The organism is Micromonospora cathayae (genome assembly GCF_028993575.1).
GTDB lineage: Bacteria > Actinomycetota > Actinomycetes > Mycobacteriales > Micromonosporaceae > Micromonospora > Micromonospora cathayae.
This window is the reverse complement of sequence record NZ_CP118615.1, coordinates 1,667,340-1,681,181: the sequence shown is the minus strand read 5'-3', so window position 1 is coordinate 1,681,181 and position 13,842 is coordinate 1,667,340. Positions and strand designations below refer to the sequence as shown.

Below are 13,842 nucleotides of genomic sequence, written 5' to 3'. Positions count from 1 at the left end.
CCTCCTGTCGGCCGAGGACGCTGGTGCTTCGCCGACAGGGGCTGTTCGAGGTGCCCGACCGTCTGCGAGGCGCCCTTCCTCGAGAGCGCGTGTCGCGACCACCACCGCAGGCGACCTGGCTTGTCCTCGCCGCCGGCCGGCACGGGGCCGGGGCGGGAGGCGTCACAGTTGCGGGACAGCGCCGGGTTCTGACCGGCTTCGCTGCGGGGTGGTCCGGGGGAACCGTAGCGCACCACGGCCGACGGGGGCGGACCGGTGTCCCCGGCCCACCCCCGTCGTGCCTGGTCAGACCGTCAGGGTCCAGCTGTTGACGTAGCCGGTGTCGGAGCGGTACAGGTCGCGCACCTGCAACCGCCAGGTGCCGTCGGCCGTCTCGCTCGACACGTCGACCGTGTACGTCGTGCTGACGTTGTCGGCGCTGTCCGACGTGCTGCTGTTCTTCAGCCGGTACGCGGTGCCGTCCGGCGCGAGCAGATCGACGACCAGGTCACCCCGGTAGGTGTGCGGGATGTCCACGGCCACGGTGGAGGTCGCCGAGGCGGCCCGGGCGCAGCCGGAGATGGTGATCGAGCTGGTGACCGCCGCGCCGGCGTCCGGGATGGTGACGTCGGTGCCGTTGGTGCCGGTGCAGCCGGCCGGCGGCTCCGGGTCCGGGTCGGTGCCACCGCCGCAGTAGGTGGAGCCCTTGCCGATCGCCCGGTACGGGCAGTCCGCGTACTCGCTGAGCAGCAGCACGGCGTCCTTGTTCCGGCTGGTCTCGCGCGGGATCACCTCGTCGGGCGGGTAGAAGCCGCCGCCGACGGCCGAGCCGGGGTACATCTCGAAGGTGTACGCCCAGATCTTGTGCTGGCCCCACATCCAGTCGATGCTGTCACCGTCGGTGATGTAGAGGTCGCTGGACTGCTGCGGGGTGTAGCCGTTGCTGGACGCCATCTGCTGGCCGATGGTGGCGAAGGTGTTGTACTGGTCGGTGGTCATGCCCGGGGCGGTGTTGTTGTACGTGTACCCGAACGGCCAGAGCACCAGCTGCGAGTACGTGTGGAAGTCGATGTTCGCCTTGATCTGCTGCACGCCACCGACGACCCGGCTGTTGACGAAGTCCCGCAGCGCGGCGGTCTCCGGGGCGGAGAACGCCGACGGGCCCCGGTAGGTGTCCGACGACGGCGTGCCGGACGAGCCACCGCAGCAGCCCCACTGGAAGCTCCAGTTCCGGTTCAGGTCGGTGCCGACCGCGGTGGAGCCGCTGTTCGGCTGCCGGTTCTTCCGCCAGGAGCGGTACGAGCCGGTGGCGATGTCGTACTCGCTGCCGTCCGGGTTCACCGTCGGCACGATCCAGATCTCCCGGGTGTTCACCACGTTGGTGACCCGGGAGTCGCTGCCGTAGCTGTCGGTGAAGAGGTTGAGCAGGTAGATCGCCATCTCGACGGTCAGGTGCTCGCGGGCGTGCTGCTGGGCGTTGATCAGGATCTCCGGCTCGTTCTCGTCGGTGGCGACGTTGTCGGAGATCTTCACCGCCATCAGGTCCCGGCCCTCGTACGACCGGCCGATGCTGATCTTGCGGGCGAGGGTCGGGTGGTCGGCGACCACCTTGTTCACCACGGCGGTCAGCTCGGCGTAGTCGTGGTAGTTCGAGTCGGCCGGCGGGAAGGCGTTGGTGCCGACGTCACCGGATTCCGCCGAGTGGTCGTGCGTGTCGGTGACCGGCTCCAGCCGGAAGCCGAGCTTCCGGATGGCGGCGGCCTCGGCCGGGGTGGCCGAGATGTTCAGCCGGCCGTGCTCGACGAAGTCGATGGCGGCACCGGTCCGGGCGACCGCGTTGCGGTCGTCGACGGTACGCGGGCCGTGCACCTCGTACTGCGCGGCGGCCGGCTCGGACCGGTCGCCGCGCGGCTCGGCCGAGACCGGTCCGGTGACCACGGTGGCGAGTCCCACCGCGGCGCTGACGGCGAGCACCACGCCACGACGGAGTGCGACGGATTTTCGGAAGGCCATGCCAACCTCCTGAGGGTGCGGACAGTCTCCGCTGTGTGGATCACACTCCACCACCCCTCACATGGTCATATCAATATCGATGGCCTTCTCTTTCATGCCAAGCGCATCCTCACATCGACAAACTTTTACGCATCGATGCCGCATGGTGAAGGTTTCCGCCGGGCCGGGTCGGTGCGGGTTTCCGTCGGGACGGATCAGCGGGGGTTCCGCCGAGGCGGATCAGCAGGGGTTTCCGCCGGGGCGGATCGAGGCGTCCGTCGGGCGGTCAGCGACGGGAGTCGTCGGCGGGCGGGGCGTCGGTGCCACGGTCGGCGTCAGTGCCACGGTCGGCCTCGTCGTCGCCGGCCAGGGCGGACCGCAGCCGCTCCTTCTCGTCACGACGCCGCTCGGTCGCCTCGGCCATCTCCCCGGCCATCTCGTCCCGCCAGCCCCGCAGCAGGAAGAACGAGAGCGCGGCGGAGAACGCCAGCGCCACCATCAGCTTGAGGAAGATGTTCATCTCGACCGGCCAGAGGCCGAGCAGCACGACGGCGAACAGCCCGATCCGGCCCAACGTGTACTTCACCGCCGCGCTCACGTTCGCACTCCGTTCCTCGCCCCGCCGGGCCACCCGGCCGATCCGCCGCCGGACCACCCGGCCGACTCTCACCACCGCCGGACCACTCGCCCGACTCTCTCCACCGCCGGGCGGCCCGCCCGGCGGGTGTCTCAGCCCGTGCGCCGGGCCAACCAGTGCACCCCGTGGAACCACACCGTCGCGTAGACCACCGTGAAGACGGTCGCCGCGAGCGCCCCGGAGAGCAGCGGCGGCAGTCCGTCGGTGAGCCCGGCCAGCAGCAGCCCACCGGCCACCCCGAACACCGCCGCCAGTCCGGCGGCGACCACCCGGGCCGCGCCGAAGCTCCAGGCCCGGAAGTCCTCCAGGAACAGCCAGGCCGGCAGGATCACCGCGAGCCAGCCGTTCGCCCGGCCGAACTCGCCGGACCCGACCAGGTCGAAGGCCCAGTCGAAGAGGACCAGCGCCAGCACGCCGATGACCACCCCGGCCAGACTCACCCCGAGCAGGTCACCCAGGGCGACCACCCGGCCCTCGGCGTCCCGCCGGGGGAAACCGCCCCGGGCCCCGTCGCGTTCACTCATGACACGGCAAGGGTACGTGAGCAGGCCGACCGTCCCGCGCCGGCCGCCCGCCCGGTGCCGGTCAGGCCCACACCTGCTGCGGCTCGGCCCGCCGCTCCGCCAGCGACGGGGCCGGGTCGTACTCCTTGACGACCTCGTAGCGGGTGTTCCGCTCGACCGGGCGGAAACCGGCGTCCCAGATCAGGTGCAGCAGGTCGTCGCGGTGCATGGTGTTCGGGGTGCCGTACGCGTCCGCGTCGTGGGTGATCTTGTATTCGACGACCGAGCCGTCCAGGTCGTCCACGCCGAAGTTCAGCGAGAGCTGGGCCACCGACAGGCCGTGCATCACCCAGAAGCACTTCATGTGCGGCACGTTGTCGAACAGCAGCCGGGAGACCGCGAAGGTCTTCAGCGACTCGGCCGGCGACGCCATCGTGGTCCGCGCCTGGATCCGGTTACGGATCTTGCCGTCCGCCGAGTCGACGAAGTCGTGCTGGTAGCGCAGCGGGATGAAGACCATGAAACCGCCGGTCTCGTCCTGGAGTTCGCGCAGCCGCAGCACGTGGTCGACCCGGTGCCGGGGCTCCTCGATGTGGCCGTAGAGCATGGTCGACGGGGTCTTCATGCCCTTGCTGTGGGCCAGCCGGTGGATCCGGGACCAGTCCTCCCAGTGGCAGGCGTGGTCCACGATGTGCTGCCGGACCTCCCAGTCGAAGATCTCCGCGCCGCCGCCGGTCAGCGACTCCAGGCCGGCGTCCATCAGCTCGTCCAGGATCGCGTCGGCGGGCAGCCCGCTGATCTTCTCGAACCACTGCACCTCGGTCGCGGTGAACGCCTTCAGCTTGACGTTCGGCAGCGCCGCCTTCAGCTCGCGCAGCACCTTCGGGTAGTAGCGCCAGGGCAGCGTCGGGTGCAGGCCGTTGACGATGTGCAGCTCGGTGAGCTGCTCGTCCTCCATCTCCTTGGCCTTGCGGACCGCCTCGTCGATCCGCATCGTGTACGCGTCCTTCTCGCCCGGCTTGCGCTGGAAAGAGCAGTACGCGCAACTCGCGCTGCACACGTTGGTCAGGTTGAGGTGCCGGTTGACGTTGAACATCACCCGGTCGCCGTTGAGCTCGGTACGGCGGTGGTGGGCCAACCGGCCCAGCCAGGCGAGATCGTCGCTGTCGTAGAGGGCGATGCCGTCCTCCCGGGTCAGCCGCTCACCCGCGTACACCTTGGCTTCGAGCTCGCGCTTGAGTCCGGCGTCCATCAAAAGCCCGTCCCTTCACCTGGTCCCGGGGTCGAGCCTACGTCGCGGGGTCGACGGTCCGTTCAGGACGGGCCGCCGCAGCGACACACTTCACCGGACTCTCAGGCTGTCGTTACCCCCAGCCCATCGACACAGTCGAAACATTCAGGTAAGACAAAGTAGGACGCGGAACACACCGGCCGCGATCCCGGACGCCGCGCCCACCAAGGCGCGGCTTCACCACGCCGGACGGGGAGTGGAATGACCCACAGCGAGCGCAGGCGACGGCCACGACGGAGGACTCCGGTGGTCTCCCCGGTCCTGCGGCCGAAGCTCTGGGCCGCCCTGCTCGGGATGGTCGCCGCCGCGGCGGTCGCCGTCCCGGTCTACGCCGACCCCGCCCTGCCCCAGACCGTCCCGGACACCGGCACCCGGCCCGTCGCGGCCACCGGCTTCCGGCTGCCCGGCGGTACGCCCGGCAGCGGGCTGCCCACCGGCGGACCGCTCGGTGCGACGCCGGTCACCTCCGTCGGCAACGGTCCGCTGGCCGCGCAGATCGCCGCCGCCGAGGCCCAGGTCGGGCTCCTCGGCCAGGAACTCCTCAAGCTGGAACAGCTCAAGACCGAGGCGAAGACGCAGCTCGACACCGCCGACCGGGACCTGAAACTCGCCCGGGACGCCCTCGCCAGCGCCCAACGGGTGGCCGACGCCGCCGCCGCCGCGGCGATGAAGGCCGCCGCCGCCCTGCCGCCCGGCGACCTCGGGGCCAACCTGCACGGGCTGAGCCTGCTGGAGCGGATCTCCCGGGGCGAGGAGGTGCAGGGCAAGACCACCGCCGCGACCGGCGAGCTGAACCGCGCCCGCACCGCCGAGCAGGCCGCCTACCAGGCGTACCAGGCGGCGGACACCCGCCTGAAGACCGCCACCGAGCAGTTCACCACCACCCAGAAGAGCTACCGCATCCAGGAAGCGGCCCTGCTCAAGCTGCGCCGGGACAACGCCGCGCAGCTCGCCGAGATCGAACGGCAGCAGGAGGCCGCCGAGCAGCAGCTCGGCGCGCAGTACGTCCAGGGTGGCAGCGCGAACGGGCTCACCGCGCACCCCCGGGCGATGGCCGCGGTGCGGTACGCCCTGGCCCAGCTCGGTGACCCGTACCTCTGGGCGGCCGAGGGGCCGGACCGGTTCGACTGCTCCGGCCTGATCTGGGCCGCGTACCGGTCGAAGGGCGCCGACTACTTCGGCCTGCCCCGGGTCTCCCGCGACCAGTACAACGCCACCAAGCAGCGGACCGTGAGCCGGGACGCCCTGCTCCCCGGCGACCTGGTCTTCTACGCCTCGGGCAGCAGCTGGCAGAGCATCCACCACATGGGGATGTACATCGGTAACGGCAAGATGGTGCACGCGCCGACCACCGGTGACGTGGTGAAGATCTCGAACGTGCGCTGGTCGCGCCTGTACGCCGCCACCCGGGTCATCGGTGCGGTGCCCGCCCCGGGGGCCACCCCGACGCCCACGCCGTCGAAGCCCCCCACGCCGAAGCCGACCACCCCCACCCCGAAGCCCACCACCCCGACGCCCAAGCCGACCGACCCCACCACCCCGCCGCCCACCGGTACGCCGACCACGACGCCGCCGACCACCACCCCGCCGACCACGACGCCCCCGACCACGACGCCGCCGACGACGCCTCCGCCACCCACGGACGGTGAGCCGACCCCGACGCCGACGGCGAGCGCCAGCGGCGACGAGGGCGGCGCGCCGAGCGCCTCGGCCAGTCGCACCAACGAGCCCACCGGTGAGCCCACCGGCAGCACGGGGACGAGCGGATCACCGAGCCCGGACGTGACCGGCTGAGCCGGACCCGAGGGTGACCGGCTGACCGGTACCTCACTCCGGCTGTGCCGCCGGACCGGAATATGGCACCGTGAGAGCCAGGCACTCCCGGCTCTACGCCACAGGTCCGGGTGCGAGCGCGGAGGACGAACATGGGCGAGCACGTGGTTCCGGCTGAGACCGTCGAGTCCGCCCCCGGATCCCGCCCGTTGACCAGCCCAGCCGGTCCCGCAGCCACCCCGGTCGAGGGTTCCCGCACCGGCACCCCGGTCGAGGGTTCCTCCGCGGGCACCCCGGCGACCGGTCCGGCCGGGCCGACGTCCGGCCGCGCTGGCGGCACCTCGGCAGGCGGCCCCGGCAGCCCGGCGGCGGGCCCCGCCGCCCATCAGTCCCCGACCGGTGGCGGAAACCCGGCCGGCACAGGGTCGGTCCCGGGTGGAGCGGAGCGTCCGGCGGCGGCCCGTGGACGGGCCAGCATCTCCGCCGCTTCCAGTTCCACCTCTGCCGCCGCCTCCGGTCCCAGCGCCGCCGCCCCTCCCGCCAGCGCGTCCCCCGCCACCGGTACCGGTCCGGGTTCCGGTACGGCCGGTGAGCCCGTCGTACCGGCCCAACGCGCTCCGGTCTCCTGGGCGCGGGCCAGCGCCTCGGTGCCGACTCTGCGCCGGGTCGCGCCCGAGGACCTCGGAGTGGCCGCCGGGGTGCGGACCGGTGGCGCGAAGGTGTACCGCTCCGGGGGGACGACGGAGCCGCCGGAGCCTGCCGCACCGCCCGTACCTGCCGAACCACCGGCACCGGCCCCGGTGCCCACCCCGGAACCGGAGCCGCTGCACGAGCCACCGGTACCGTCGCCGACCCCGCCGTTGCCGGCTCCGCCCGCACCGCCCCGGCCTGCTCCGACACCACCCGGCCCGGTGCCGCCGACGCCCGGCCCTCCGGTTCCGCCGCCCGGCCCTCCGGTCCCCGCACCGCCGTCCCCACCTGGGCCGATGCCGGCTCCGCCGTTCCCGCCGCCGCCGGCCACCGCCACCGCGGCACCGCCCGCCGCGAAGCCGTCGCCGGCGACCACCGGCACCCCGGCACCGCCCGCCGTCCCGCCGCCGCCCGCCGTCACGCCACTGCCCGCCTCCGCCGTCCCGGCGCCCGGTACCGACCCGCTGGGCGGACGTCCGGCCACCGCCAAGCCGGCCGGTGGCTCGCTGTACGGCGGTACGCCGGCCACCGCTGCGGCGACCGGCGACCGGTCAGCCGGTGCCACGCCGGACGTCGGTACCGGACAACCCACGCCCGGCCGCGCCGGTACGGTCTACGGCGGCTCCGTCACCGACGGCCCCGGCTTCGCCACGGTGTCCTTCCCGGCCGGCAACCCGGTCGAGAACACCGGCTCGCTGACCGGCCACATCCTCGCCCAGGGCTGGACCGACGCCCCGGCCGAGCGGTCCAGCACGACCAAGGTGGTGATCGTCCTGGCCGCCTCGCTCGGGCTGTTGGTCGCGGTCAGCCTGGTGATCGTGGCGATGGCGAACGACGCCCTGGGCGGTCTCCTGGAGAACCTGATCAGCGGCTGACCACCGCCGGTACGACGGCAGTGGCCGCTGCCCGCAGGGCGCAGTAGCCGCAGGACACAGCAGCCGATGGATGCAGGGCGCAGCAGCCGATGGCCGCGGGGCGCAGCAGCCGACGACGGCCGACGGGGGCGGGTGCATGGTGAGCCCGCCCACTACGGCGTGGCGACAGGGTGGTTGCCGCGCCGCGCCGCCGTACACTGTTATTGATCACTGACCTGGTACGCGCACCGCGTACCCCTGGGCGATCTTGCGGGCGAACCGGCAGCGACACCATCGCGGCGGGCCATCGCGAAGATGCGCCCCGCTCGAGAGGTATTTCTTGACCATCTTTGCTGACTCCAGCACGTTCCCGTCCGCCCTCGACCTCCCGGTGACCGACACCGGCACCGACCCCGCGCCCGCCGACGACGTCGACTTCGCCGCGCTGGGCCTCCCCCAGCCGCTGGTCCGGGCGCTGGCCCGGCAGGGCATCACCACCCCCTTCGAGATCCAGCGGGCCACCATGCCCGACGCGCTCGCCGGCCGGGACGTGCTCGGCCGGGGCCAGACCGGCTCCGGCAAGACCCTCGCCTTCGGCCTGCCGCTGCTCGCCCGGGTCGCCGACGGTGGACGTGCCCGGCCGCTACGCCCCCGGGCCCTGGTCCTGGTGCCCACCCGCGAACTCGCCATGCAGGTCAACGACGCGCTCCTGCCGCTCGGCAAGGCGATCGGCGTGTTCCTCAAGACCGCCGTCGGCGGGGTGCCGTACGACCGCCAAATCGACGCCCTGCGACGCGGAGTGGAGATCATCGTCGCCACCCCGGGCCGGCTGGGCGACCTGATCTCGCGCGGGGTGTGCCAGCTCGACGACGTCGAGATCACCGTGCTGGACGAGGCCGACCAGATGGCCGACATGGGCTTCCTGCCGGAGGTCACCGAGCTGCTGGCGAAGACCCCGGCGGACGCCCAGCGGCTGCTCTTCTCGGCCACTCTGGACAACGACGTCGACTCGCTGGTCACGCGGTTCATGACCGACCCGGTCACGCACTCGACCGCCCCGGCCACCGCCGCCGTCTCCACGATGGACCATCACCTGCTGCTGATCCCGCCGCACGACAAGTTCGCGGTGGCGGCGTCGATCGCGGCCCGGCCCGGCCGGACCATGATGTTCGCCCGTACCCAGCTCGGCGTCGACCGGCTGGTGGAGCAGCTCGGCGCGGTGGGCGTACGGGCCGGCGGGCTGCACGGCGGCAAGACGCAGCGGATGCGTACCCGCACCCTGGCCGAGTTCCGTGAGGGCCGGATGAACGTGCTGGTCGCTACCGACGTGGCGGCGCGCGGTATCCACGTCGACGGGGTCTCCCTGGTCGTGCACATCGACCCGCCGAAGGACCCCAAGGACTACCTGCACCGGGCCGGGCGTACCGCACGGGCCGGCGAGTCGGGTGCGGTCGCGACGCTGGTCCTGCCGAAGCAGCGCCGGACCACGCTGGCCATGCTGGAGAAGGCGGGTGTCGAGCCGGCCCAGCTCCGGGTCCGGGTCGGTGACCCGGAACTGACCGAGCTGACCGGCGCGCGGGAGCCCAGCGGCGTCCCCGTGTCGAACGACCAGCCGGAGCCGCGCCGGCACGGTGACCGTCCGGGCGGCCCGCGCCGGTTCGGCGACCGGGACCCCCGGGGTGAGCGCCGCTACGGCGACCGCCCGCAGGGCGAACGGCGTTACGGCGACCGGCCGCAGGGCGACCGCCGGTTCGGTGACCGGCCGCAGCAGGGCGAGCAGCGGTTCGGCGACCGTCCCCAGGGCGAGCGGCGCTACGGCGACCGGCCGCAGCAGGGCGAGCGTCGGTTCGGTGACCGCTCTCAGGGCGAGCGCCGCTACGGCGACCGGGACAGCCGGGGCGAACGCGCCGGTTGGGCCGAGCGTGGCGGCGACTCGCGGCCGGCGGACCGTCGGGGTGGCTTCCGCCACGACAGCCGCCCGACCGACGACCGGCGTGGCTTCGCCGGACGGAGCGACGACCGACCCACCTTCGGTGGGCGCGGCGACGACCGGCGTGGCTTCGGCGGGCGGGCTCCGGCCCGTACCCACTGAGTTTCCGCCGACCAGCGAAACGCACGACCACCTGTCGGGCCGTCGCGGAGCCGGTGCTCCGCGACGGCCCGACGGCTTTTCTCCCGCCCCGTGGTGGTCAGACGACGTCTCTCCGCCCCGCAACGGGCCGACGGCTGTCTCCGCCCCGCAACGGGCCGACGGCCCGTCTCCACCCCGTGACGAGCCGAGGGCCCGTCTTTGACCCGTGGTGGTCCGACGGCTTGTCTCCGATCGGGTGCCGGCGGCCCCCGCGCTGCCGTAACGTCCGGTTCATGTCGACCATGCCGACGTCGTTGTTCTGGATCCGCACCGACGGTGCCGGGAGCGAGCACGCCCTGCTCGACGACCGACGCGGGCTCGCCGCCCGCGGCCACGCCCAGGCCGTCGACCCGATCCCCTGGACCTGCCGGTACGCCCTGGGCACGACCACCGACTGGGCGACGGTACGGCTGGAGGTCGAGGTCGAGGGGGCGGGCTGGTCACGCACGGTGCGGCTGGAGCGGCAACCCGACCGGTGGCGGATCGTCGCCCACGAGCAGGGTGACCTCGACGCCGCGCTCCGCGCCGCCGGGCACCCCCCGGCCGGACTGCCCGGCACCGACGACCCCGGGCGGCTGGCCGCCGCGCTCGACGTCGATCTGAGCGGATCGCCGCTGTTCAACACGCTGCCGGTACGTCGACTCGGGCTGCGCGACGCGGAACCCGGCACCGCGCGCCGGATCGAGGTGGCCTGGGTGTTGCTACCGAGCCTGATGGTGGTGCCGGCCGAGCAGACGTACACGGCGCTCGGGCCGGGACGGGTCGGCTTCGCCAGCGACACCTTCCGGGCCGAGGTCGAGGTGGACGCCGACGGGTACGTGACGCACTATCCGGGGCTGGCCGACCGGATCTTCCCGCCGCGCGGCTAACCGACGGGCCAGTCGCCGGTGGTCAGGAACCGTTCGATGGTGGCGAGGTGCGGGGCGAGGTCGAGCCCCTGGGCGGCCACCCAGTCGTCCGCGTAGTACGTGTCGGCGTACCGGTCACCGGCGTCGCAGATCAGGGTCACCACCGAGCCGGTACGCCCGGCCGCGCGCATCTCGGCGATCAGCCCGAAGGCGCCCCACAGGTTGGTGCCGGTGGACCCGCCCACCCGGCGGCCGAGCACCGCCGAGCCGGCCCGCATGGCGGCCAGTGAGGCGGCGTCCGGCACCTGCACCATCCGGTCGACCACCGAGGGCAGGAAGGACGCCTCGACGGTGGGTCGGCCGATCCCCTCGATCCGGGAGCCCCGGCCGGTGCGTACCGACCAGTCGGCGGCCAGCCAGGCGGGGTAGAACGCGGAGTTCTCCGGGTCCACCACGCAGAGCTTGGTGCAGAGCCGGCGGTACCGGGCGTACCGGCCGATGGTGGCGCTGGTGCCGCCGGTGCCCGCGCCCACCACGACCCAGGCCGGCACCGGGTGCCGCTCCAGGGCGAGCTGCGCGTAGATCGACTCGGCGATGTTGTTGTTGCCCCGCCAGTCGGTGGCCCGTTCGGCGTAGGTGAACTGGTCCATGAAGTGCCCCCCGGTGTCCTCGGCCAGCCAGCGTGCCTCGACCACCACCTTGGCCGGGTCGTCGACCAGGTGGCAGCGGCCGCCCTGGAACTCGATCTGGGTGATCTTCTCCGGGGAGGTGGAGGCGGGCATCACCGCGATGAACGGCAGCCCCAGCATCCGGGCGAAGTACGCCTCCGACACGGCGGTCGAGCCGGAGGACGCCTCGACGATCGTGGTCTCCGGGCCGATCCAGCCGTTGCAGAGCCCGTACAGGAACAGCGAGCGGGCCAACCGGTGCTTCAGCGAGCCGGTGGGGTGCACCGACTCGTCCTTGAGGTAGAGGTCCACGCCCCATGCCCTGGGCAGCGGGAACGGCAACAGGTGGGTGTCCGCGGACCGGTTCGCGTCGGCCTCCACGGCCGCGATCGCCTCGGTCACCCACGCCCGGACAGCCTCGTCGCACCGGTCGAGATGAGTCACCCCGGCACGCTAGCAACCCTCGCCTCCGGCCGGTACCGGGTCAGCCGGCGCGGACACCCGGCCCGCCGGCGTCGGGAGCCGGTACCGGGTCAGGTACCTGCGGTGCGGCGACGTCGGGAGCCGGTACCGGCTCAGGTGCCCGCGGTGCGGCGGCGTTGGCGGCGTTGTCCGGCCCGGCCGACGGCGCGGACCAGCGGCCCCAGCCGGAGCGCCAGCCCCGGCAGCGCGTCGAGCAGTCGGACCTGCGCCCCGCGCCAGCGCGGCAGGGTGACCACCGGCCGGGGCCGCCGGGCGAGCCGGACGGCCCGCCGGGCCACCCGCTGCGGGGTCAGCAGCGTCCCGGTGAAGGACGCCACCGCGCCCGGGTCGTCCAGCCGGTCGTGCAGCATCGGCGTCCAGATGCCGTCCGGGCAGAGACACGAGACGTGGACGTCCCGGTACCCGGCCGACCGCAGGTCGGCGAGGGTGCCGAGGCTGAAGGCGAGCAGGGCGTGCTTGCTGGCCGCGTAGACCGTCTCGCCGGGCGGGGCAACCAGCCCGGCGAGCGAGACGACGTTGAGCACGTGGCCCCGGCCCTGGCCGCGCATGATCTCCAGCGCGGCGAGGGTGCCGTTCATCGCGCCGAGGGCGTTCACCTCGATCACCCGCCGCCGGGTGGCCTCGTCCTGCTCCCAGGAGGGGCCGGTGACCAGGATGCCGGCGTTGTTCACCCACAGCCCGAGCCGGCCACCCGGCTCGCCGGCGCCACCGGACCCGTCGCCGCGCCCGCCGGCCTCGATGGCGACCGCCGCACGGTCAGCTTCGGCGGCGACCGCCGCACCGTCGGCCTCGATGGCGACCGCCGCACCGTCGGCCTCGGCAGCGACGGCCGCGCAGGCCGCCGCGTCGCGTACGTCGAGGGCGCGCGACCAGCCGCCGAGCGGCGCGGCGACTTCGGCCACCGCGGCACCGTCAAGGTCGGTGAGGAGTACCTGCCAGCCGTCGGCGTGCAGCGCGGCGGCGATGGCATGGCCGAGCCCACCGGCCGCACCGGTCACCACCGCCACGGGACGGGCCGCCGGAGTCACCACACCGCTCACCGCCGCACCGTACCGCGCCCGTCCGGTCGGCCGGGGGTACCGGCGTTCAGGGGGTGGGCGGGGTGCCGGGCTGGGGGCGGTTCTCCCACTTGGTCGACAGGGCGATGCCGGTACGGGTGGAAGCCACCCCCGGGGTGCGGTTGAGCCGGACGATGAGCTGTTCCAGCTGGGCGATGGTGCCGACCCTGGCCTTGAGCAGAAAGGACTCCACGCCGGCCATGAAGTAGCAGGACTCGATCTCCGGCATCTGCCGGAACGCCTCCAGCACCTCGTCGGTGTCGGCGCTGGAGTCCTCGATGATCCCGATCAGGGCGGTGACGGCGAGCCCGATCGCCTCCGGCTCCACCTCGGCCCGGTACGCCCGGATGACCCCGCCCGACTCCAGTTTCCCCACCCGCTCGTGCACGGCGGGTGCGGAAAGGCCCACCTGGCGGGCCAGCTCGGCGTACGACAGCCGGGCGTTGCCGCGCAGCAACTCCACGAGTCTCAGGTCGATGGCGTCCACGGCCTGTAGACCCTAGTCGTCCGGGCGCCGACGCTGGATTCCCTCTGCCAACGGTGGCCGGGCGGCCGGTGCCGCGTCGGTCGGCGGTACCGGTCGGGTCGGGTGGACCGCCGACTCTTGAGCCAGTCGGGCGAACTGCCGCCGCTTCCCCCGGTCGACGACCGCCCCGAGGAGTGATGCCCTCCGGCTGAGCGTTCGTCCAGTTCGGTACGGCGACGACACGGATTGACGGTCGCACATTGACCCGGACGTCACGTCTCCATGCGATATCGGACAGGTCGAGGGCGCTTCGGGCCACCATTCCTAACCTCCCAGTCCGTGCTTTTTTCGCGTTTGGCGGACAGGCCAGTTGGCCGGTGCTGTAATTGCCCTACGTCCCTCATGACGGCTCTGGGCTCGCACCGGCCGGGGGCAGTGTGTTCAGCCGGGGGCTTCGTCGATGCGAGGA

General features: G+C 73.1%; 11 protein-coding genes. 4 read left to right on the top strand and 7 right to left on the bottom strand.

The annotated features are described in order from the left end of the window. Positions 1 to 285: 285 nt before the first annotated feature. The 4 genes from PVK37_RS07840 to mqnE form a co-directional block, all read right to left on the bottom strand. Positions 286 to 1,992, bottom strand: a complete 1,707-nt coding sequence (locus PVK37_RS07840) for a M14 family metallopeptidase (protein WP_275033106.1) — start codon at positions 1,990 to 1,992, stop codon at positions 286 to 288. A gap of 265 nt (positions 1,993 to 2,257) precedes the next feature. Then, entirely contained in the window at positions 2,258 to 2,569 is a 312-nt protein-coding gene (locus PVK37_RS07835) for a DUF4229 domain-containing protein (RefSeq protein ID WP_275035013.1), read from the bottom strand. Between the two features lie 131 nt (positions 2,570 to 2,700). Beyond that, positions 2,701 to 3,132 carry a hypothetical protein gene (locus tag PVK37_RS07830; RefSeq protein WP_275033105.1) on the bottom strand — a complete coding sequence of 144 codons (432 nt, stop codon included), beginning with the start codon at positions 3,130 to 3,132 and terminating at the stop codon, positions 2,701 to 2,703. Between the two features lie 61 nt (positions 3,133 to 3,193). Next, positions 3,194 to 4,363, bottom strand: a complete 1,170-nt coding sequence (mqnE, locus tag PVK37_RS07825; RefSeq protein ID WP_275033104.1) for an aminofutalosine synthase MqnE — start codon at positions 4,361 to 4,363, stop codon at positions 3,194 to 3,196. 240 nt (positions 4,364 to 4,603) lie between these two features. Between mqnE and PVK37_RS07820 the strand changes: the two genes are divergently transcribed. The 4 genes from PVK37_RS07820 to PVK37_RS07805 all read left to right on the top strand — a co-directional run bounded on the left by PVK37_RS07820 (position 4,604) and on the right by PVK37_RS07805 (position 10,719). Further along, complete coding sequence (locus PVK37_RS07820) at positions 4,604 to 6,196, top strand: C40 family peptidase (protein WP_275033103.1); 1,593 nt, start codon at positions 4,604 to 4,606, stop codon at positions 6,194 to 6,196. A gap of 965 nt (positions 6,197 to 7,161) precedes the next feature. After that, positions 7,162 to 7,740: a hypothetical protein gene (locus PVK37_RS07815; protein WP_275033102.1), complete on the top strand. Its 579-nt coding sequence runs from the start codon at positions 7,162 to 7,164 to the stop codon at positions 7,738 to 7,740. Positions 7,741 to 8,059: 319 nt separating this feature from the next. Then, positions 8,060 to 9,811, top strand: a complete 1,752-nt coding sequence (locus PVK37_RS07810) for a DEAD/DEAH box helicase (protein WP_423791014.1) — start codon at positions 8,060 to 8,062, stop codon at positions 9,809 to 9,811. A gap of 281 nt (positions 9,812 to 10,092) precedes the next feature. Next, positions 10,093 to 10,719, top strand: a complete 627-nt coding sequence (locus PVK37_RS07805; RefSeq protein WP_275035009.1) for a putative glycolipid-binding domain-containing protein — start codon at positions 10,093 to 10,095, stop codon at positions 10,717 to 10,719. Here PVK37_RS07805 and cds1 read toward each other — a convergent pair. From cds1 to PVK37_RS07790, 3 genes are all read right to left on the bottom strand, one after another. Then, on the bottom strand, positions 10,716 to 11,810 hold the full coding sequence (gene cds1, locus PVK37_RS07800; RefSeq protein WP_275033101.1) for an L-cysteine desulfhydrase Cds1: 1,095 nt from the start codon (positions 11,808 to 11,810) through the stop codon (positions 10,716 to 10,718). The genes PVK37_RS07805 and cds1 overlap by 4 nt on opposite strands. A 131-nt stretch (positions 11,811 to 11,941) precedes the next feature. After that, complete coding sequence (locus PVK37_RS07795; protein ID WP_275033100.1) at positions 11,942 to 12,889, bottom strand: SDR family NAD(P)-dependent oxidoreductase; 948 nt, start codon at positions 12,887 to 12,889, stop codon at positions 11,942 to 11,944. Positions 12,890 to 12,935: 46 nt separating this feature from the next. Then, complete coding sequence (locus tag PVK37_RS07790) at positions 12,936 to 13,394, bottom strand: Lrp/AsnC family transcriptional regulator (RefSeq protein ID WP_275033099.1); 459 nt, start codon at positions 13,392 to 13,394, stop codon at positions 12,936 to 12,938. Positions 13,395 to 13,842: the final 448 nt, after the last annotated feature.